This window comes from Desulfitobacterium nosdiversum, from assembly GCF_049860565.1.
GTDB classification, from domain to species: Bacteria; Bacillota; Desulfitobacteriia; order Desulfitobacteriales; family Desulfitobacteriaceae; genus Desulfitobacterium_A; species Desulfitobacterium_A nosdiversum.
In genome coordinates this window covers 1,336,211-1,357,659 of sequence record NZ_CP172056.1, presented here as the reverse complement: position 1 = coordinate 1,357,659, position 21,449 = coordinate 1,336,211, and the positions used below count along the sequence as shown (strand labels likewise).

18 protein-coding genes and 1 other annotated feature are annotated in these 21,449 nt (G+C 44.1%); of the genes, 8 read left to right on the top strand and 10 right to left on the bottom strand.

Annotated features, from left to right (window positions below; genetic code table 11):
• The first annotated feature begins 132 nt into the window (after positions 1-132).
• Entirely contained in the window at positions 133-885 is a 753-nt protein-coding gene (locus ACHOLT_RS06490; RefSeq protein WP_425806642.1) for a LysM peptidoglycan-binding domain-containing protein, read from the top strand.
• Positions 886-1,027: 142 nt separating this feature from the next.
• A complete protein-coding gene (locus ACHOLT_RS06485) occupies positions 1,028-1,933 on the top strand; it encodes a DMT family transporter (RefSeq protein WP_425806640.1) in 906 nt (301 codons plus the stop codon).
• On the opposite strand, the gene ACHOLT_RS06480 is transcribed toward ACHOLT_RS06485, so the two are convergent.
• The gene (locus ACHOLT_RS06480; RefSeq protein ID WP_425806638.1) at positions 1,905-2,897 is read right to left on the bottom strand and encodes a sodium:calcium antiporter; all 993 of its coding nucleotides are present in this window, start codon (positions 2,895-2,897) and stop codon (positions 1,905-1,907) included. The two genes, ACHOLT_RS06485 and ACHOLT_RS06480, sit on opposite strands and share 29 nt — an antisense overlap.
• Positions 2,898-3,224: 327 nt before the next feature.
• Here ACHOLT_RS06480 and ACHOLT_RS06475 point away from each other — a divergent pair, with 327 nt between their 5' ends.
• The gene (locus ACHOLT_RS06475; protein WP_425806636.1) at positions 3,225-4,928 is read left to right on the top strand and encodes a multicopper oxidase family protein; all 1,704 of its coding nucleotides are present in this window, start codon (positions 3,225-3,227) and stop codon (positions 4,926-4,928) included.
• 268 nt (positions 4,929-5,196) lie between these two features.
• Here ACHOLT_RS06475 and ACHOLT_RS06470 read toward each other — a convergent pair whose 3' ends face one another.
• From ACHOLT_RS06470 to lonB, 9 genes are all read right to left on the bottom strand, one after another.
• Positions 5,197-6,129 carry a bacteriophage abortive infection AbiH family protein gene (locus tag ACHOLT_RS06470; protein WP_425806635.1) on the bottom strand — a complete coding sequence of 311 codons (933 nt, stop codon included), beginning with the start codon at positions 6,127-6,129 and terminating at the stop codon, positions 5,197-5,199.
• A gap of 100 nt (positions 6,130-6,229) precedes the next feature.
• Positions 6,230-7,429 carry an adenylosuccinate synthetase gene (locus ACHOLT_RS06465; protein ID WP_425806633.1) on the bottom strand — a complete coding sequence of 400 codons (1,200 nt, stop codon included), beginning with the start codon at positions 7,427-7,429 and terminating at the stop codon, positions 6,230-6,232.
• A 19-nt stretch (positions 7,430-7,448) separates the two neighbouring features.
• Complete coding sequence (locus tag ACHOLT_RS06460) at positions 7,449-8,354, bottom strand: hypothetical protein (RefSeq protein WP_425806632.1); 906 nt, start codon at positions 8,352-8,354, stop codon at positions 7,449-7,451.
• A 52-nt stretch (positions 8,355-8,406) separates the two neighbouring features.
• Positions 8,407-9,414: a hypothetical protein gene (locus ACHOLT_RS06455; protein ID WP_425806630.1), complete on the bottom strand. Its 1,008-nt coding sequence runs from the start codon at positions 9,412-9,414 to the stop codon at positions 8,407-8,409.
• 22 nt (positions 9,415-9,436) lie between these two features.
• A complete protein-coding gene (locus ACHOLT_RS06450; protein WP_425806628.1) occupies positions 9,437-10,141 on the bottom strand; it encodes an NUDIX hydrolase in 705 nt (234 codons plus the stop codon).
• Between the two features lie 331 nt (positions 10,142-10,472).
• A complete protein-coding gene (gene yihA, locus ACHOLT_RS06445; RefSeq protein WP_425806626.1) occupies positions 10,473-11,069 on the bottom strand; it encodes a ribosome biogenesis GTP-binding protein YihA/YsxC in 597 nt (198 codons plus the stop codon).
• A 118-nt stretch (positions 11,070-11,187) separates the two neighbouring features.
• Entirely contained in the window at positions 11,188-11,310 is a 123-nt protein-coding gene (locus tag ACHOLT_RS06440; protein WP_425806624.1) for a hypothetical protein, read from the bottom strand.
• Between the two features lie 75 nt (positions 11,311-11,385).
• Entirely contained in the window at positions 11,386-13,815 is a 2,430-nt protein-coding gene (gene lon, locus ACHOLT_RS06435; protein WP_425806622.1) for an endopeptidase La, read from the bottom strand.
• A gap of 69 nt (positions 13,816-13,884) precedes the next feature.
• On the bottom strand, positions 13,885-15,615 hold the full coding sequence (gene lonB, locus ACHOLT_RS06430; RefSeq protein ID WP_425806621.1) for an ATP-dependent protease LonB: 1,731 nt from the start codon (positions 15,613-15,615) through the stop codon (positions 13,885-13,887).
• A gap of 172 nt (positions 15,616-15,787) precedes the next feature.
• Positions 15,788-16,086, top strand: a binding site (T-box leader).
• A 259-nt stretch (positions 16,087-16,345) separates the two neighbouring features.
• On the opposite strand from lonB, the gene trpC reads away from it, so the two are divergent.
• From trpC to trpA, 5 genes are all read left to right on the top strand, one after another.
• Positions 16,346-17,167 carry an indole-3-glycerol phosphate synthase TrpC gene (trpC, locus tag ACHOLT_RS06425; RefSeq protein ID WP_425806619.1) on the top strand — a complete coding sequence of 274 codons (822 nt, stop codon included), beginning with the start codon at positions 16,346-16,348 and terminating at the stop codon, positions 17,165-17,167.
• Between the two features lie 44 nt (positions 17,168-17,211).
• On the top strand, positions 17,212-17,934 hold the full coding sequence (locus tag ACHOLT_RS06420; RefSeq protein WP_425806617.1) for a phosphoribosylanthranilate isomerase: 723 nt from the start codon (positions 17,212-17,214) through the stop codon (positions 17,932-17,934).
• A 333-nt stretch (positions 17,935-18,267) separates the two neighbouring features.
• A complete protein-coding gene (gene trpD, locus ACHOLT_RS06415) occupies positions 18,268-19,293 on the top strand; it encodes an anthranilate phosphoribosyltransferase (RefSeq protein ID WP_425806616.1) in 1,026 nt (341 codons plus the stop codon).
• 108 nt (positions 19,294-19,401) lie between these two features.
• Positions 19,402-20,595 carry a tryptophan synthase subunit beta gene (trpB, locus tag ACHOLT_RS06410; protein ID WP_425806614.1) on the top strand — a complete coding sequence of 398 codons (1,194 nt, stop codon included), beginning with the start codon at positions 19,402-19,404 and terminating at the stop codon, positions 20,593-20,595.
• A gap of 16 nt (positions 20,596-20,611) precedes the next feature.
• Positions 20,612-21,430 (top strand): tryptophan synthase subunit alpha, encoded by an 819-nt coding sequence (gene trpA / locus ACHOLT_RS06405; protein WP_425806613.1) that lies wholly within the window; start codon positions 20,612-20,614, stop codon positions 21,428-21,430.
• Positions 21,431-21,449 lie beyond the last annotated feature (19 nt).

Below are 21,449 nucleotides of genomic sequence, written 5' to 3'. Positions count from 1 at the left end.
CTTACCTTATATTTACGTATAACCTGTCCCCTTCATAACTAAAAAGTGTTATCCTGTCAAGAAAACTAATACTCACCTTTAACTTCTTCTCGAATATAGTAAAGTGAACCCGAGAGAGGAGGTAAATTACTTATGGAGTATGCACGTTATGTTGTTCAGCCAGAAGATACAATTTATAAGATTGCTAAAGCTTATAATGTAGAGATGTCTGATATCATCCACCTCAATCAACTTAAACATCCCGATCGCATTTATCCCGGTCAGGTTCTTCTCCTGCCAACCTTAGAAACAAGCGGACCCATGCCCGGCGAAATTCCCGAACCCAATTTTACTTACGCCATGTGGCTCTATGACGTTTACGCCGGCAAAGACTCTGAACTTTCAGCCGTAACAACTTACTTATACCAAGCCGTTGTATTAGACCGTCCTGAATTTGATGAGCTTCTTCGTCCGATTGCCTATGATGAATTGCGTCATCTTGAACAGTTCGGCTGGGCATTGCGTTTCCTTGGTGTCGATCCCCGCTATGGCTCCTTCAGCAAAGGACATTGGGTAGATTGGCGGGCACGCTTCCTGAATTACACAACCGAGCTTTGTGCCATTCTCGACTATAATATGGAAGATGAAGCTAGGGCCGTTCAGCACTATACCGAACTGGCTCATAAAATCCCCATTCCGGAAATCCAAGCGATTCTCACTCAAATCGCTGCAGATGAGGAACGCCATTATCAATGCTTTGCTCAAGCTAAACAACAATTCTGCGGCTGTGCTTTGCCTGAACAAGCACTTGTTTCACCTCAGATGCCCGGTGTGCCGGGCAATATACCCGTGACACCCGAAACGCCGATTCCTCCGGCAGCAGGACCGGGACAAGGAAAAGGTTAAATTTATAAACACCACTTTTTTCTTATTTTCTTTTCAGGTATACTAAAAATTAACGGTATTTAAGTTCTTCTGTTTTCGATTAAAAATTACGTATTATAAAAAGCCGTTACCAGTTTGTAGCGGTTTTTCTTATGTTTCTTTTATGAAAGTTATCTTGATCGGAGTGAATAGATTGAATAAACGCCGTTTTGCTAATTTATCCTTGCTTGCTGTTACTGCCGTTTGGGGGGCAACCTTTATCGTTGTTAAACAAGCGACTGAGGATCTCCCCCCTTATCCCTTTCTCGCTATTCGCTTTGCCATAGCCTTTCTCACTCTACTCCCTTTTGTCTGGGGAAAACGCCGTCATCTCAGCCTGAAGGCTGTTGGGAAAGGGCTTGGCCTAGGCTGCTTTCTTTTTGGAGGTTATGCCGCTCAGACCATTGGGCTACAATCCACAACTGCTTCCAATGCCGGATTTATCACGGGTTTGAGTGTTGTAATCGTTCCTCTTCTTGTGAGTATTACAACTCGCAAATTCCCCAGTCCCACACTTCTTTTAGGAATTTTAAGTGCTGTTGCCGGCTTAGCCCTTCTCTCCCTCGGAGATGATTTAAGTTTAAACAGCGGGGATTTTATTGTTTTAATCTGTACCTTCTTTTTTGCACTTCATATCTTTCTTGTGGGCCGATACGCCCCAACCGAAAGCGCAGCGATCCTTGCTGCAGGGCAAATTCTTGCGGTAAGTCTTCTCAGCACGATCTTTTCATTAATTTTGCCACAACCATCGTCCCATTTTACCCCTTATGCATGGTTCGGAATCCTCTTAACAGCAATTCCTGCAACTTCACTCGCCTTTTATATCCAGACTAAGATGCAGCAATTTACGACGCCTACTCAAACGGCCCTTATTTGCTCTGCCGAACCTGTCTTTTCCGCCTTATTTGCCTTTTTGCTTGCAGGAGAAATATTACCTCTGCGTGGATTAGCGGGAGCTATGCTCGTTCTTTTCGGAATGCTGATTGCCGAATTTAAAGGTTCTAAAGAAATCGCAAAACCGTCAAAATAAACAAGAGATAAAAACCGCCCCCCGATAAAAGCGTGACAGGATAAAGGGTCCCTCGCCGTCTTAAGCTGAAAAACGGAATAAATCCCGCGGCAAGTGCCAAAAGCGCGCTCCACAATGCAAGAGGCTCTAAGTTCCATGGAGACAAGGCTATTCCCATTGCAGGAATAACTGAACTTTGAAAAACCATCGCCCCAGTAATATTGCCTATAGCTAATGTATCTTTTCCGCGTCTTAACCAGATAACACTATTAAATTTCTCCGGCAATTCCGTAGCAATCGGGGTAATAACCAAGGATAAAACAAGTGCGGGGATTCCTGTAACTAATGCCACCGATTGTACAGCGTCTACGAAGGTATGTGCACCCGCAACAATCCCTAAAAGGGCAAGAGTGATCTGCCCTAAGATGAGAAATATCCCCGGGTGCTGCACATGACGAGCAAGATATAACGGAGCTAAAGTTCCTGAATCATCTGAACCTTGGCTCTTTCTTAACGTAATGATGACATAGGCAAGATAGATTATAGGAAGAATTCCTGCCAGTCCTAATCTAAGAAAAGAGTTAGGCAGAAATGAGGCAAAAATTGCTAAGGAGTAAGTAACAAGAAAGAAGTTTAAATCCCGCCGTATTACATCACTTTGAATCCGCAAAGGGTGATTGCTCCTTCGAAAAATTAAAGCAGCCAAGCCAGAAATAAACAAAGCCAGAGTTGTCAACATAAAAGGAGCGCCTAAAATCGCACCAATCCCAACCTCTTCAATTCCTTCCTCACCCTGCGTCCCCAGAAAGGCAATCAGAGGAATCATCGTTTCGGGCAAAGCTGTGCCAACTGCGGCTAAAATACTGCCTACTGCTCCCGCACCTAGATTTAAGCGTTGTCCTAACCATTCGACACCGTTCGTAAAAGCTTCAGCCGAAGCCAGGATTAAAGCTAAGCTCAATAACATCAATACTATCTCTTTCAACGCTTCAGCTCCTCTGTTCTTTAATCCAACTCATCCATTATTAAACATATAGTAATGTATATTCCTTTTATACTGTTAACAGAATAAGCTTCAATAAATATCTGCCTGAATCATTTGCTTGTCTGTGCAGGTTAAAAAATGATGCTATCCAAAAGCTCAAAGAGGAAGAACCAGATTAAATTAAGTCTAGTTCTTCCTCTTTGATTAACTAGTAACCGTTTTTACACAAAAAACATAGTATATTTGTGACATCAGGGGTAAAGCATGGGCTCTCTCCCTTAACTTATTTTCAATTGGATAAAGCTTATATGTAAGGAGGAGTTTTATTTGCCCCTTAAGAAATTCGTAGATGCATTGCCGCTCCCGTCAGTATTAAGACCTGTTGGACACATTGGTTCAGCCCCTTATTATGAAGTTAAAATGAAACAAGTAAAGCAGAAGCTTCACAGAGATTTACCGCCAACTACAGTCTGGGGTTATAACGGTATGTACCCTGGACCCACGTTTGAAGTGCGAAGGGAACACCCCATTTTTGTTAAGTGGATTAATAAATTGCCTTTTGAGCATTTATTACCCGTAGATAGAACGGTGCATGGCGCTCATCCAGACCAGCCATCTGTCCGAACTGTCGTTCACTTACACGGAGCTCGAATACGTCCCGAAAATGACGGTTATCCTGAGGCCTGGTTCACCCGTGATTTCAAAAATGTTGGACCAAAGTTTTTGCAAAAAATTTACTACTACCCGAACTGTCAGCGTCCGACAACACTTTGGTACCACGACCATGCACTTGGAATTACTCGATTAAATGTATATGCAGGTCTTGCCGGGTTTTATCTTATTAGAGATGAGGAGGAAGATCGTTTAAATTTGCCTAAGGGAAAATTTGAAGTTCCTTTGGTAATTCAAGACCGTTCTTTCTATCCTAACGGAGAATTATTCTATCCAACGCAACCGAATCATGAACCTCCTCCGGCTCCGCAGCCACCACCGCCAATTGATCCGAACCTGCCAAACCCATCAATAGTTCCAGAGTTTTTCGGGAACACCCTATTGGTCAATGGTAAAGTTTGGCCATATCTCGAAGTTGAGCCGCGTAAATACCGCTTTCGCATTTTAAATGGCTCTGATGCCCGTTTTTACCATATTCGGTTAAATTCGGGACAGAATTTCGTTCAAATTGGTACTGAAGGCGGATTATTTGAAAAACCAGTTACGGTTTCCGATATCCTTCTTGCACCGGCTGAACGTGCTGATATAATTGTGGATTTCTCTGATCATGCTAACCAAAACATCATCTTGACCAATGACGCTCCGACTCCTTTCCCCGGTGGAGGTGTACCGCTTACTCCAGATCTAATGCAAATCATGGAGTTTAGGGTAAAATCACGTGTTTCCAAGCCGGACAAGAGCACTATTCCTCCAATACTCAGCTGCCTGGAACACCTCGACCCAGCTCAGGCTGTGACGGTTCGCAGAAACACACTGATTGAAAGCACGGATGAATTTGGACGCCCGCTTCTATTACTCAATAACCTTAGATGGGACGACATGCCCCTTACGGAGACTCCTTATAATGGGACAGTTGAAATTTGGGAACTATTCAATACTACGGCTGATACTCACCCAATTCACTTACACCTTGTCCAATTCCAAATCCTCGACCGTGCCCCTTTTACCGGCGATCCCAATAGTCCCGATGTAATAATCGGAGCCCCGCAGCCGCCCGACCCAAATGAAATGGGCTGGAAAGATACAGTTCGTGCTAATCCCGGTGAGGTTACACGCATTATTGCTCGGTTTGGACCGTTTACCGGTATATATCCTTGGCACTGCCATATTCTTGAGCATGAAGACCATGATATGATGCGTCCTTATGAAGTCCTGAATAACCATAATTTTGACCCTTGCGAGCCAATTCCTGGTGTATGCCCAGATGATTCATTTTCTCAATGTTTCGATTGCCAAAATCCTTTAACTTCAGAAGGCAAAGTTGTATATGATAAACCTGACTTCCACGTTAAAGATTAGAAAAGCAATGTAAATTTTTAAAAAGAAATAGAGTCTATCCCCTTACGCTAAACATTCAAATATTAGAAAACCCGCAAAGTTAAACTCTGCGGGCGTTCCTTACTTTTCTTTGGAAACTCGTAACCATGCTGATTGGCAAACTTTTCTTTATTCACCTTCACTGAATCATTCTACAGAAGAAGATTCCTAAGGGCAAAATTTTGGAGACTTAAATATATAGGACCTATCAAATTTGTCTTACTCCAAAACGAAGCGTATAAAACTCATTCTAGGAAATATGATAAGTACTAATTTGTCCTCGAAATCCACAGGACTGTATTCTGTCTAGATACTGTTTATGATTAGATATATCAAAATCATTCAAGTACCAGGTAATATTACCTGTCGAAAGTTTGTTACAAATCTCTTCAATGTATATTTCATCGACTTTAGAAAAAGAAAATCCGAATGAGTAAATTTTATCGATAGATGAAGAAATTTCATTAAAAAAATCTATGTTGTCTTCAATTGCCTTTTTAGTATTTTTTCTTAAAGCAAGTTGTATTTCTAGGAGTGCATTTTCTGAACCAGTGTATTTTCTCATATTTTCTTCGGTATAATCTGTATCATTACCATGTCCGAACAATAAATCGCTACCTTGCTGACCATGTATATGACAAATATTTTTTGCTTTATAGAGTATTTCTAAAGTTTTAGTATAATTAAAAGTCAAAAAAAGGTCATCTTCCTTACTTATTAATGATGCAAAATCAGGTTTTGCTTTTTTTTCCTTAATTTTAATTGTATTAACCCAATCTGAAAAAAACTTGGTAATTCTCTTTGTAGGAACAATAAGATTTGATGCGACGTCTTCGACATTGTACATATTCTTCCATAAATCGGGATCCCCATCTTCATCCAATAACTCAGGTATATCATCAAAGCATTCGTCAAAGTCCAAAAAACCTAAAGAATTCTCTAGATCACTCCATTTATCGCCGCTTGCTTCAGCGTTAGATATTATATACAATAAATAGTCTACGACGACATTATCATCATAGTATTCTTCACCATCCGGCATAGTTGTAGATTCTGGCATGATAAATTCATCACCACTTGCATCAGGATATTTAGCTTTAAGGTATTGATGAAAATGTTCATAAGATGTTTTAATTCCATGGGCTAAGTCAAATCCATTCCCAATTATAAATAAACTACTCATTTTGAATCCCCCTCTACAGAACTTACCAATGCTTCTATGTTCTTTATTCTTCTTTCTGATCCCCATATATCACCAACTAATTGTAGACATTGTACACGTACTAACCCATGCATAGGTCAGAGCATTGAATATCTTCTGCCTTTTCTCCATTTGAAGTATAAGCGGTGTTTAGATTCATGATTTTAAGCAAATCAGCTACTTCAAGCTTTTCTCTATTGCCCACTAATAAATGTCCACCTGTTTCATCGAGGTGGGTAACAGCTAACTCTACCGTTACTATCCGGTTTAAAAAAGCCAAATCTTTTTCTACAGAGCGCTTGAAAGTTGTAACATCAAAATATCCATATCTAAAGTTACCTTGATACGCATTTGTCTGATTTGTTTTATCTCTTAAGCCTTCCGGCTTAATGTCTGTGCTATCACACTCTGTCTTAAATAGTCCGGCCCCGTGTCTCGTAAAGTAAGACCTGGTTACATAGCATATTGAAAGGTCGCAAGCATCGACACTGCTTAATATCTGTATTGCATTTTTTATCCCAGTGTGGGACGGTGTCAGATGAGGGTAATATTCTTTATTATCAGCATCCAGCAGTAACCCTTGAGCGCCCTCGAATACAATGTTGTCGTATTCATTGATGATATTATTTTCTACAATTTCCGTATGCTGAAACATGAATAATAAGTCATCAATATAGTTTTCTGTGATATTTTCGTTCCGGATTAGCTCCCATTCGCTATCTGTTAATTCCGTATTCAACTCGTGTAATCTTTTGGGAACGTATACCTCAATGGTGTTTGCGATCATGTTGGCCAATTGATCGAAGTTCTCTTTGATATACCCTATCGTTGTTTTCTGATGATTGCTTGTTCTCATGATGGTCTCATAAATACCTACTCCACAGCTTCCGTGCCTATTTTTATCCCTATGAGCCTCGACCATCTGATTAATCATTACATCGCAAGGAAATGTTACAAGGCAATCCTTATGGATGTAAACCCTTGGAACGACTCCCTTACTTTCCAGCACTTTGTACTCTTTAACGAAAAGCATTGGGTTTAGTATGAAATAACGGGAAAGGTACGTGAGATTGTTTTCATTAAAACTGCCGGAGCCAAAATGGCTGAAAACGTGTCTTCTCCCGTCTGATTTAACGACAGTGTGCCCTGCCTGGGCTCCGCCGTTAAACCTTACGTTTAGCACCTTTTCTCGGGCAGGGAATGCGGAACAGAAATAGTCTGTTAACAATCCCTTGCCTTCATCGCCAAAGTTAGCTCCAATTACAATCTTAACGTTTTTCATCCCACGTACCCCCGGTTTCTTAAAACTCTACGAGCTTATTCGATTTTGTGATTCCGGCCAAACCGTTTATAGCTTCTTTAACCACTACAGCTGTTGTTCCATCCCAAGAATTCACAACCGAGTCAATTGACTTGCCGCTCATTGCTTCGAGAATGGACACGATGATTTCAGGAATGAGTTCGTAATCCGATACTCTAATAGCTCTTTCACCAAGTAACTCTCGCCATTTTTCAAGGTCGCTATCCCGGTGCGACCCACCTTGAGCCATGCACAGATGGAACACTTCGTATTTCCGGTTCACCTCTGCAAGTATCTCCTTGACTGGAATATCGGCCTCAACAACATTGCCAAAGACCCTTTGAATCTCCCGTTGGGTAAGTTTTTCCGGGTAACCGTCATCGCCGATGGTAAATAAAAATCCTTTTCTTCCATACTTATCGAAGCAATCAATTTTTGTGTGCCGAGCGGCAAAGTACCATGCTAGCGGATAACTTTCAAATCCATTGCCACCGCCACCTTGTTCGAAGTAAAGCTCAGTCAACTGTTTCGCGATTCGAATATCCGATTCAAATTGTGTGACCTGCAAAGGTGCAACGTCACCAGCAGGAGCATCCCCGATGGCGTTAAACATAATTTGCGGGTCCGTTACAGGATTTCTGTCTAGAATTTCCTGAACAAGAACACCGAGTTTCTCAGCAACCACTTGAAGAAGACGACTCATTGAGCCGGTTACGTCAAGTCCGATACTAATCGGAGTGCTGTTTGGATGTTCGCTGCTGTCGAGGCTTTCCCTGAAAGTAACATTCTTAGGATCGAACTCTGATGCGATCTTCCTCGAAGAATAAATTGTACTTGTGGATTGGCCGACCACTTTTTTTGATGAGTACCTTGCCCAATCTTCTGGTTTCCAACCACCATATCCCATGAACAATTCCTCCTTAGTAATGAATTTTTATCTTAAAATAACTAAGCTGTAGCTAAAGACTGTAGACTTCCTTCTCTCCGACTTCCATTTTGATGAACTTTTTAGCTCCATATGAGTTTCTCAAAGCCGTGTTCCAACGCACGAACTCTTTTCTGGCCGAGTCTGCAGAACCCCTCTCCAGCCAATCTTTAAAACTATTCGGAATTTGTGCCTTATGTGGCAAAACTCTGCCGATGAGTTTAATCGATTCCAGGTCAGTTGTAATACTGCCCGTTTTGTTTGTTTTGGTTAAGGGCCCCATCACATCGTAAATCTGTTTCTGGGTACCGAGCATCTTTTCGCCCTGCCCGACGCAGTACCACCAGCCGCCTAATAACGCGATTGAGTGGTTTTCAGGTGATACAAAGCAATTTTCCAAACTAATTCCATTATGGGCGAGACCATTGTAATCTAAGAAACAGCAGATACTACCTAACCGGCTTAGCATCCAGGCTACATGCCTTTGCTCAATCATTCCTTGATAATAATTGAGAAGGTCTTGCAATCTAACAAAGTCCTTGGTCTTTTCTATGACCAATACCCATTTCCCTTCGACTGTCTCGAACTTATCAATGAATTTCGGGAAATACCGTTTGAACTCATCTTCCATAGCTTTGTTTTCATAAATTAATGAACTAACCCTGTGAATCGCGTTGTCAAAATATTTCTTGTGCTCTGCATCAAGTACATAGACCACAACGGAAGATGCGACGTATTGCACTCCAAGCTCAAACGAGAACTCTTTGATAAACTTCAACTTTTTATGCTTATCTTCTTTGGTCTTAAATTCGATAACATTGCTTTCTTCCCATTGTCCGGATTCAAACATTTTTTCGGCCTTCGCATAAAGGTCTTCGATCTTCTTGAAAACATCCTCAGCCATACTCGTCTTGTTTCGGTCCGGATGGTACATTTGAACAAGTAGCCGATACTCTTTCTTTGCTTTAACCGGATCGTTCGAGTAAAGGTCCCCGCATTTTACAGCTGCTAAGATCTCAGTTGGATTATTGATATCAACCATGGTATCACCACCCCATCGATTGCTACTGTCTTTTCTTAAACAACCTAGCCGGTCTGTGCGCCTTGCCGTCTGACCAATTGTCCGTCTCTATTATTTTATCGTTCATCACCCTTCTAAACGCCTGCACTTCACAGCCGAGCAGCAGTTCATAAACTGTCTGCAGCTCCTTAACTGTAAACAGTTCATTGACGAGGTGAAACGCTACATCAGTATACATTATTTTATTTTTAATTCGGTTAAGCGCATCGGCAATAATTATACTGTGGTCGAACGCCAAGCTAGTAATCCGAACACTTAGGTCCTTTACCAAAATGAAACTTAGCTTATCTTGCTCCCACTCGGATGTTGATGATTCTATCCAGAACCATTCCGACTCCTTACTTGCCCGTTCTGAATTGAGAATGATCTTCTCTTTTGGAGCAAGGGCGATGTAGCCTACACTAACAACCCTGCCCCTTACGTCCCGGTTTACATCGTCTCCGTATGAGTATAACTGCTCCAGATAAATATCATCGAGTCCAACCTTTTCTCGAAGTTTCCTTTTGGCAGATTCAATCAATGGCTCATCATAATTTACAAAGCCTGCCGGTAATGTCCAGCACCCGTTGTATGGCTCTTCGTCTCTTTTAACGAGTAGTATCTGCAACCCTTTTTCTGCCACTTTCCTGTTATTATTGAGCGGCTTATTATCCGTTGTCAGTACCACTACGTCCGTTGCCACACTCATTCGATCGTGTGTGCTAAAGTCTCGTTTCATTGTCCATAATCCTTTCGCCTATTTCTTGATTCTAATTATATATCAGCTCTTACTTAATTGCAATATGTTATTAACTATTTGTTTCTAACTATTTGCACCTAACTACGGGATCAATTGTCATTACGGAAATGTATAACATAAAAAGGGACCAGCCTTAGCCGATCCCTTCATCTTTCCAACTTCCGTTAATAGACATTAAGCTTAACATGTTTGTAAAAACACTAAACGCCCGCAAAGTCTGAAATATGATTTTGCGGGCGTTCCATTTCTTTAACCAACAGGGGGACAACAGACAGTCAGTTTAATTTTCCTCTACAGTCAGAATTTCTTCAACAGCTTTATGCAGATCATCAAGACCGTTTCCACTCTCCGCCGAAAATGGAAGAATCATTTGCCAATCCGGAAGATTCAGGCTCTCGGCAATAACCTTTAAATATTTCGGCCATTGGCCCCGGGCAATTTTATCAGCTTTTGTTGCCGCAACAAGAACAGGAATCCCCCGAGTGCGTAAAAAAGCTTGCATCTCCTGATCTTCAGCACTTGGTTTATGGCGGATATCTACCACTTGAATGACTGCGCGCAGGTTCTCACGCGTTGAGAAATACTCTTCCATCATTTTTCCCCAGCGGGAATGAACATCTTTCGAAACCTTAGCGTAACCATATCCAGGCAGGTCGACAAAAAACCATTCATCATTGATGTGATAGAAATTAAGCATTTGTGTCTTTCCGGGAGTATTTCCTGTACGGGCTAAGTTCTTCCGATTGATAAATTTATTGATAAGGGAGGATTTCCCCACATTTGACCGACCTGCCAACGCAATTTCCGGCCCGCTGTTCTCAGGATACTGTTGGCGATTCACCGCGGAGGCGGTATATTCAGCTTTACGAATAATCATATTTTCTCCTCTTAAAACTTCGAAAGCATATTTCTAATTTGAATGTCCAGCAAGCTTCTCGCACATCCACTCTCTTTCCGCTCCGGGGCTGGCAAACTTGCTACTATGGGAGCTATCTTCAGCGGATAAGCATTCTTTGGAGATAGCCGCTTCGAGCGAAAATGTCCACCGGACACTTTCGTGCCAAACCTTGGGGTAATACCTGATGTGAACCACTGGCGTCGCTATCCCATAGTAGCACCGTTTGCCGAAACGCTCCTACGCAAATCGTTCATTTCTGTGCGGGAAGCTATCTTATGGGTTATGTGTCTTAGTTCTAATACGGTTTAGATATAGGCCTTTCCTCATCCGGCAAAACCGTTGGCATCGGCATCTCAGCTTGTCCAAAAGCCGGCATTAAAGATGTATTCTCTATATATTTCTTTGATTCAGCCACCGGCAATAACGCAAGGCTGATGACTTCCTCGATGCGGCTGACGAAGTGGAATTCTAAATCTTTCTGGACTGTTTTTGGAACTTCTTCTAAATCTTTGCGGTTTTCCTTCGGCAAAAGAATGACTTTAATTCCGGCGCGATGGGCTGCCAAGACTTTTTCTTTGACTCCGCCGATTGGTAAAATGTTTCCACGAAGGGTTATTTCTCCAGTCATGGCAAGATCTGAACGGACTGCTCGTTTCGCCAATGCTGAAGCCATAGCAGTGACCATCGTAATTCCTGCGGAGGGACCATCCTTTGGTATAGCACCTTCTGGAACGTGTATATGCAAGTCAACATTCTCGTAAAAATCCTCAGGAATTCCGAGCTGCTTCACATGAGAACGGACAAAGGTTAAACCCGCATAGGCAGATTCCTTCATTACATCCCCAAGCTTGCCGGTGAGCGTTAAGTGTCCTTTCCCAGAAACCGGGGTGACCTCAATCGTTAAGATATCACCGCCGACCTCAGTGTAAGCCAATCCTGTAGCCGCCCCAATTTCCGGTTCCTGTGCAGCCATTTGAAAATGAACTCGCGGAGCGCCAAGCAGATCTTCCAAATCAACCTCATTAAGAGGATGTATTTCCCACTCTTTTTTAACCCAACGTGTTGCCACTTTTCGAATCAGATTTGCGACTTGACGTTCAAGATTACGGACGCCCGATTCCCGAGTATAACCTTGGACTAACTTAAGCAGCGTCTCATCCGATAACATGAAAACCTTTTCTTTTAATCCATGCGCTTTGAGCTGCTTCGGAACGAGATATTTCCGGGCGATATTCACCTTTTCTTCCTCGGTATATCCGCTCAGCGAAATGACTTCCATCCGGTCTAAAAGCGGACGGGGAACCGTGTGCAAGGTATTCGCAGTCATAATAAACAATGTTTGTGAAAGGTCAAAAGGAACCTCCAGATAATGATCGGAAAAGCTATGATTTTGCTCCGGATCTAAAACTTCCAGCAAAGCCGCAGCCGGATCTCCCCGGAAGTCAGAGGTCATTTTATCGATCTCATCAAGCAGAAATACTGGATTTCGTGTGCCTGCTGTACGTATGCCCTGAATGATTCGGCCGGGCAAAGCTCCAATGTACGTCCGGCGATGTCCGCGGATCTCAGCTTCATCCCGAACACCACCTAAGGACATTCGTATAAACTTACGATCCAAGGCCCGGGCTACGGATTTTGCCAGAGAAGTCTTACCTACACCTGGAGGCCCCACAAAACAAAGAATCGGGCTCTTCATTTTAGGCGTTAGTTTACGAATAGCTAAGAATTCTAAGATCCGTTCCTTAATTTTCTCCAGACCATAATGATCTTCATCTAAAATTTTCTCTGCACGTTTCAAATCCGTTTTGTCACGGCTCGTTTTACTCCAGGGTAAAGCGAGTATCCAATCCAAATACGTTCGAACGACAGTTCCCTCCGCCGACGTTTGGCCCATTTTCTCCAAACGGTCAGTCTCTTTTTGAGCCTTTTCTTCAACTGCCGAAGGAAGATTTGCCTGGGCAATCTTTTCCCGATATTCATCCGCCTCTGCCTGACGCTCGTCCTTTTCACCCAGTTCCTTTTGAATGGCTTTCATCTGTTCACGCAAATAGTATTCCTTCTGCGCCTTTTCCATCTGCTTACGTACTCTTAAGCCGATTCGGCGTTCCAATTCCAGAATCTCTATTTCCCGCATGATAATTTCGGTTAGACGTTCCAAACGTTCGGCAACGCCAATCGCTTCAATGACGGCCTGTTTATCCTGCACCTTAAGACTTAGGTGCGAAGCGACAATATCCGCAAGTTTTCCGGGCTCCTCCACGCCAATAACGGTTCCCAGCGTTTCCTGCGGCACTTTTTTACTTAACTTAGCATACTCCTCAAACTGATGGATTACGCCGCGAGTTAGAGCTTCGATATCCGGGTTAACAGATATAATATCTTCTTCGACTTCTTCTACCCGCACCTTAAAATAAGGTTCCTCGCTCATAAATTCCACGATCCGGCCCCGCCTAATTCCTTCGACGAGAACCCGCATCGTACCGCCCGGCAGTTTAAGAAGCTGTTTAATCTCTACAATCGTTCCAACCGTGTAAATGTCATCTTCAGTCGGAGAATCGATCTCGCTTTCCTTCTGTGAGGAAAGAAGAATCATACGATCATCCAGCATCGCTTGTTCGATCGCCGCCATGGATCGTTCTCTGCCCACATCTAAGTGAGTAATCATATAGGGAAAAACTAAAATCCCGCGTAACGGAAGTAATGGTAATTCTCTTTCCTTACTCATAAAATCCCTCCCGGAATCAAAAAACACACTAAGCAAAGTTTAGTGTGTCTTTCTTCCTCTTGATCTATTCTAACATGTTTGACCCCTCTCAGGCAAATTCACAACAGGTACAGAGTTGATTTCAAGGCGTGCCAAAATATCATCGAGTGCAGGCTGAATTTCCGGCATATTGCTGCCCTGCTCAACGATTAACGCTGACTTCAAGACTTCAGATAAGCTTTCCACAGGAATGACCTGGAAGCCCTCAGCAAAATGCTTAAACCGCTCCTGCCAATTCTCCTTAGGAATAAATACCCTTCGGCAGCCTGCTTGATGAGCGGCCTCGATTTTAGCAGCAATTCCTCCGACCGGTTTCACACCGCCTCGAATTGAAAGCTCTCCCGTCATCGCCAAGAAATTATCGACCCTTTGTTTGCGTATCGCTGAAACTATTGCTGTCGCAATGGCAATCCCTGCAGAAGGACCATCCATCGGCACACCGCCGGGGAAGTTGACGTGGATATTATAATTTCGAACATCAATCCCTAACTGCCTGCGAATAACCGTCAATACATTTTCAACGGAGCTCCGAGCCATGCTCTTTCTGCGAATCTTCTTGTTTGAACTTCCTTGCTCCTCCTCTTCAACAATCCCGGTAACCAGCAGTTCTCCCGTTCCCGGGCTTACAGGCTGTGCCGTAACCTCTAATTCAAGAAGCATCCCCATATTCGGTCCATAGATGGCTAAGCCGTTGACTACCCCAATTTCCGCCTCCGTTGGCACCCTTCGATCCGGCCGAGGAGAATACTGTCCGGAGTTAACAACCCACTCGATGGTAGCCGCATTGATCTCAAAAAGTTTTTCTGCTTGCGCTACCCCGGCGGCAAGTTGGATAATGTTGACGGCTTCACGGCCATTGGTTGCATAACGCTTGGCAACGTCGACTGCAGTTTCCGTGATCGGAATTTCCATCTTATGCGCTGCTCCGCGGGCAATTTCTCCAATTTCCTCAGGAAGCAGGGAACGAAAATAGATTTCCATGCACCGCGAACGAATTGCGGGCGGAATCTCCTCAGGACTCCGTGTCGTTGCCCCTACAAGCCTAAAATCGGCAGGAAGTCCATTTTGAAAAATATCATGAATATGAGCAGGAATATTCGGATCCTCTGAGCTATAGTACGCGCTTTCTAAAATGACCTTTCTGTCTTCCAGAACTTTTAGGAGCTTATTGATTTGGATGGGATGAAGTTCTCCGATTTCATCAATAAAAAGAATTCCTCCGTGGGCTTTGGTCACTGCTCCAGCCTTAGGCTGGGGTATCCCTGCCATGCCCATTGCTCCAGCCCCCTGATAAATAGGATCATGCACAGAACCAATCAAAGGGTCTGCAATTCCCCGCTCATCGAAGCGAGCCGTTGCCCCGTCAATTTCCGTAAATTTTGAGTGCTCTTTAAACGGTGAAAGCGGGTTTTTCTTCGCTTCCTCTAAAACAAGCCGAGCTGCTGCTGTTTTACCGATTCCCGGCGGACCGTAAATTAAAATATGCTGAGGATTAGGTCCGCATAAGGCTGCGCGTAATGCCTTAATACCTTCTTTTTGCCCGACAATATCCTCAAAGTGCTTGGGCCGTGTTTTTTCCGCAAGAGGTGTTGTCAGCTGAATTTTGCGCATCTTTTCAAGCTTCTCCAGTTCTTTGCGGGATTCTCGTTCTACTGCAACTTTATTTCCTTGCTGAGTCTTCAGCATTCCCCAAAAATATAAACCAATAACTACGGCAAAAATGAGCTGCACGATCATAACGACACTGCTTAATCCAACCATTCGTTCAGTTTTCCTCCTAAGGTAGAATCTTCCTAACTTTCTCCTTGTTAGTATTACCCAATAAGAGGTCTAAAAAACTCAAACTTGAAAATATTTGCATTAGAGTCAAAAAAATAGTAAAAAACCTTTGACACAAATACTAAACTCGCATATAATGAATTACAACAAATTGCCAGAGCCAATGATAAGAAAGAGTACACCTTGATGAGATGTCTTAGAGAGTCAGTGTTGGTGGGAACTGATACCGATCTTGAGGTGGAATGGGTCTTTGAGGCGCAATCCGAAAGTATAGCGAGTAGGTGAGCCGGGGGTTTCCCGTTACAGAAACACGGGTATCGAGAGCACGAGTTCTTTTCATCTCTCCGCATCCGGTTAAAGGTATAAGGTCAGCGTAATTTCACGTTTAAGTGAGCCCGTTTGACTGAATACAAATTAAGGTGGCACCACAGAAGTTAACTTTCTGTCCTTTTAGGGATAGAAAGTTTTTTTATTACCTAAATACCGTGGTTCACCTAACCAGAGGCAGCTATTGGATAACGCTTTCCCCTATGAAAGAAAACCCTGTTTCTCCGTACCCTGTAAAGTACTTCGACCAGATTTTGCATCAAGTTAATCTGCGCAGAGGTATGAAATAAGGTGGCACCACAGAAGCTTTCTGTCCTTTAAGGATAGAAAGCTTTTTTTATTTTAAGCAGCCAAGCAGTTTATTAAGCGGAGGTGGCTTACTGCCATGAATATCCTGGAAAAGATTATGGCTAAAAAAAATGAACGTCTCAAGCAACTGCAAGAAACGATTCCGTTTAGCCAAATCATCAAACGTTGGGAAGATGAACATCAATCCTTCCCCCATCCTTCCCGTGGATTCTCTCTTACCCCGGATCGCTTCCATGTCATTGCCGAAGTAAAAAAAGCTTCCCCCAGCAAAGGTCAGATTCCTTGGGCCCTTTCCCTTGAGGATCTTGTTCATCAGTATGAAATCAGCGGTGCTTCTCTGATTTCAGTCCTCACTGAAGAAGACTTTTTCCTGGGAAGTCCAACCCTGTTTCAAACCATCCGGCAGATGACTACCCTTCCCCTCTTGCGTAAGGACTTTATTTTTACAGAGTACCAGCTTTATGAAAGTGCTCTGCTTGGTGCCGATGTAATTCTTCTCATCACCTCATTGCTTGAAGATCAAAAGCTTAATCTCCTTATGGACTTAGCCAAACAACTGGGTCTTCGCCCTTTGGTCGAATGCCGTGATGAAAAAGAAATTATGAGAGCACTCCAAGCGGGAGCCACTTTCCTCGGTATTAACAACCGGGACTTAAGGACCTTCGAAATTGACCTCAAGCGCACTGAAAAACTATGCCGGCTTATTCCTAATGATTGTTTTATTGTAAGTGAAAGCGGAATTCTCCAGCCGAGTGATGCCGCTTTAGTCTCTCAATTCGGGGCAAATGCAATTTTAGTGGGTGAGTCCTGTGTCCGTTCCAGCCAACCCGGCAAACACATTCGTGCTTTGCTAAAAGCCGGTCAGGTACAAAAAGACAGGTCTTCTCTCAGGCTTTAGCCGAAAGATAGACCACAAATTCGGAGGAAAGGAGGAATTAGTTAATGACCCGTGTAAAAATTTGCGGCATTCGTTCCCTGGAAGAAGCCCTCTGGGCTGTGGAAGCGGGTGCAGATGCTCTCGGCTTTATCCTCGTCCCTCACAGCAAGCGCTATATCGAGCCCCAAAAACTCCGGCAAATTACGGCTCACCTTCCCCCTTTTATCAATAAGGTCGGTGTTTTTGCCGGAGAACCGCCAAACCGAGTCTCTGAAATCATTCGTTACTGTTTTTTAGATACGATCCAATTTCATGGCGGAGAGCCTGTGGATCATTATCGTCATATCAAGGCTGCTAAAATTAAGGTCATCTCTTTAGATCCACAGCAGATAACTTCTTCTAACTCCGGCCATCCCAATAACCCTCGGGAAAATGTTGCATCCCCGAATTGGGAATTGCTTCATACCGAAGCCTCACAAGGTTTAGTTCAAGGAATTCTTCTCGACTCGACAGTTCAAGGTCAATCCGGCGGAACAGGAACTCCTCTTCCTTGGAAAGAGCTGCACTTTAAAACGATCCTTGCAGAAATCAAAAAGGCCAATATCCCCTTTATTTTAGCGGGAGGGCTTCATCCCGAAAATGTCCAGGAAGCCATTCAAATCACTCAGCCCTATGGAGTCGATGTAAGTTCAGGAGTTGAACGAGAGGGTCGAAAAGATCAGGAACAAATCACTCGATTCATCCACGCAGCAAAAACTAAAGCTTCAAAGCCCCAGTCGATAAGGTAAAGGGGCTGTTGCAAAAGAAGTCCTTTTTTCGTTCGCACAATAATTATGGACTATTGCAAAAGACCTGAAAGCGTAGTTTCTCCCATAGAAGTGAACGATTCGTGGAGGGACGTGCAGGTGAACAAAGCTTTCGTAGCATAGCGTAGCCACAGGTTCACATCAGGTATTGCCCAGAGGTTTGGCGGAGCTGCTACGAAGGCAAAGTGAACCAGTCCCGGAGCGCCTGAGTGAGCGGATATGCGAGAAACTACACGACCATAGGTTTTGCAACAGCCCCATTAGTTAAAAACAAAACAGTAAATCAATTTCCCAAAATGAAAGGAGTTTATCATCATGAGCAATATCCGCAAAGCCTTAGATTGTTTAACCCAAAAACAAGATTTACCTTCGGAATTGGCAGCTGCAGTCATTCAAGACCTTCTTGCAGGTGAATTAACCTCAGCTCAAATCGGCGGCCTGCTTTTTGGGCTGCAGGCCAAAGGCGAAAGTGCAGAAGAAATTGCTGCTTTTGCCAGAACGCTGCGTGCAGCAGGCAAACACATTCAAGCCCCTGAGGGTGCTGTTGATACTTGCGGAACAGGCGGAGACCGTGCGGGGACCTTTAATATTTCGACAACTGCAGCTTTTGTTGTTGCCGGGGCAGGAGTCCCCGTCGCTAAACATGGCGGCCGTTTCTCGTCTGGCCGCTGCGGAAGCGCAGACGTCCTCGAATATTTGGGGCTTCCGCTCACTGCTGAACCCAAGCAAAGTGAACAAGTTTTAAAGGACGTCGGCATTGCCTTTCTTTTTGCCCAGCTTTACCACCCCGCGATGGCCAAAGTTGCAAGCCATCGTCGGGAACTTGGTATTCGCACGATTTTCAATCTACTGGGTCCTTTGCTTAACCCTGCAAACGCACCATATCAGCTTCTTGGGGTTTCTGCTCTGCCCATTCTGCCTAAAATGGCCAAAGCCTTACAGCTTCTCGATATTCGGAGAGCCATAGTTATGGTTGGCGAGGACGGACTTGATGAAGTAAGCCTCTCAGCTCCAACGCAAGCCATCCTGGTTGATGGGAATACGTTAAAGAACTTTGTCATTACACCTGAAGACTACGGTTTCCAACGATGCTCTCTGCAAGAACTCCAAGGAGGTTCACCTGAAGAAAACGCCCAAATTACGTTGAGGATTCTTCAAGGGGAAAAAGGCCCTAAACGGAATATCGTTCTTCTTAATGCCGGAACCGCACTCTACGCTGCAGATAAAGCCAAGAATATTTCGGAGGGCATTGCTCTCGCCACGGAAAGCCTTGATTCAGGAAGGGCTCTTGCCAAGCTTGAACAGCTTCGCAGCTCCTTTCCTTCCGAACGCATCGGGTAACTTTATTACTCTCTACTGAACGCCTATTTCGCTCTTTCGCTCTACAATAAACCCGAGTCCACTTACAAACAGCCAATATCCTAATACCAATAACGAGGAGTGATCTTAATGATGTCTACCCACACACCCACTCAATCCGCCAATCGTTTTGGCATATTCGGCGGAGCTTTCGTCCCTGAAACCTTGGTTCCTGCCCTTGAAGAGTTAGAAAAAGCCTATTTAGAAGCCTGTGAAGATTCCTCCTTCCATGAAGAATTCGATAGTCTCCTTGAAAAATACGTCGGACGTCCTTCCCTGCTTTATCATGCACAACGCCTGACTGAACATCTCGGCGGAGCTCAAATCTATCTAAAACGCGAAGACCTTAATCATACCGGAGCTCATAAGATTAACAATACTCTCGGACAAATTCTTCTTGCACACCGGATGGGGAAAAAACGCGTCATTGCAGAAACAGGCGCCGGTCAGCACGGAGTTGCCACAGCCACAGCCTGCGCCCTTTTTAACTTGAATTGTGTAATCTATATGGGAGAAGAAGATATCCGCCGTCAACGCTTAAACGTTTTACGGATGAGAATGCTGGGAGCTAAAGTGCGATCCGTAGCTACAGGCTCCCGAACCCTTAAGGACGCGATTAACGAAGCCCTAAGAGACTGGGTGACGAATGTTGAAGATACTTTTTATTGCTTTGGAACAGCGGCCGGCCCTCATCCCTATCCCACGATCGTCCGGGACTTCCAAACCGTCATTGGCCGCGAAACCCGTGCTCAGTTCCTTGATGAAGTCGGACGTCTCCCAGATGCTCTCATCGCCTGTGTTGGCGGCGGAAGCAACGCGATTGGCTTTTTTCATTCCTTCATCCCCGATCAAAAAGTTAAGCTCATTGGAGTTGAAGCGGGAGGAAAAAGTACCAAATTAGGCGAAAATGCTGCCACCTTAACTCTCGGCCGCCCAGGCGTTTTACACGGGGCCTACAGCTATCTGCTGCAGGATGAAGACGGGCAAGTGATCAACACGCAATCCATCTCAGCAGGTTTAGACTACCCCGGAGTTGGGCCGGAACATAGTTATCTTAAAGAAATAGATCGTGCGCAATATGTGAGCGTATCTGATGCAGAAACGATTCAAGCTACCGCAACTCTCGCTCGTACGGAAGGAATACTCCCTGCCCTTGAGAGCGCTCATGCTGTCGCCTATGCCATCAAGCTCGCCCCTCAGCTTGCAAAAGATCAGTACCTTATCGTCAACCTCTCCGGTCGGGGTGATAAGGACGTTGAAACACTGGCTGAGTTTATCAAATAGATAGGAGGTTTATATTATGAGTCAACGTTTAGAAAATGCTCTAAAAATAAAAGGACCCGGATTGATCACTTATCTAATGGCCGGTGATCCAGATCCTGATACAACACTGCGTCGATTATTAGGGTTAGCCCAAAGCGGGGTTAATGTTCTTGAACTCGGCGTTCCCTTTAGTGATCCCATTGCCGACGGCCCGGTCATTCAGGCTGCAGGTTTACGCGCTCTCGAGTCTTTCATGGATCTAAAAAAAGTATTAAAACTCGTCCACGCTTTTCGCCGGCAAAACCAAGATACCCCGCTTCTCTTAATGAGCTATCTCAATCCGCTGCTGTCCTACGGCTATGAACGCTTTCTTAAGGATGCTGTTCAGACCGGAGTAGATGGCTTAATCCTTCCGGATCTTCCTTGGAGAGAAAGCCGGCCCTTCCGTCAAAAAGCGCAAGAAACAGTGAAGAACCAGCTCGTCTTTATACCGATGATCGCCCAAACCAGTCTTCCCGAACACATCCAGTCTTTAACTGAGTTAAAGGATGGTTTTGTCTATGTCCTTTCGCGCAATGGTATTACAGGCGGACAGGCAGAAATACCTCCCCATATTCTCAACTATATACAAAATCTCAAGGAAAACCTGACCCTACCGCGCTATGTCGGTTTTGGTATTCAAGCCCCGGAACAAGTCGCTAAGCTGAGTGAAGTCTGTGAAGGAGTCGTGGTCGGCAGCGCACTCGTCAAGAAATTCGCCCAAATTGATGCTTTAAATCTTCCTGAAGACGAAAAAGTGGAACGTGAACAAGAAGTTTATCAATGGATCACAAGCTTAAGGGGCAATTCAGTTTAAGGGAAAGGAGGAAAAAACC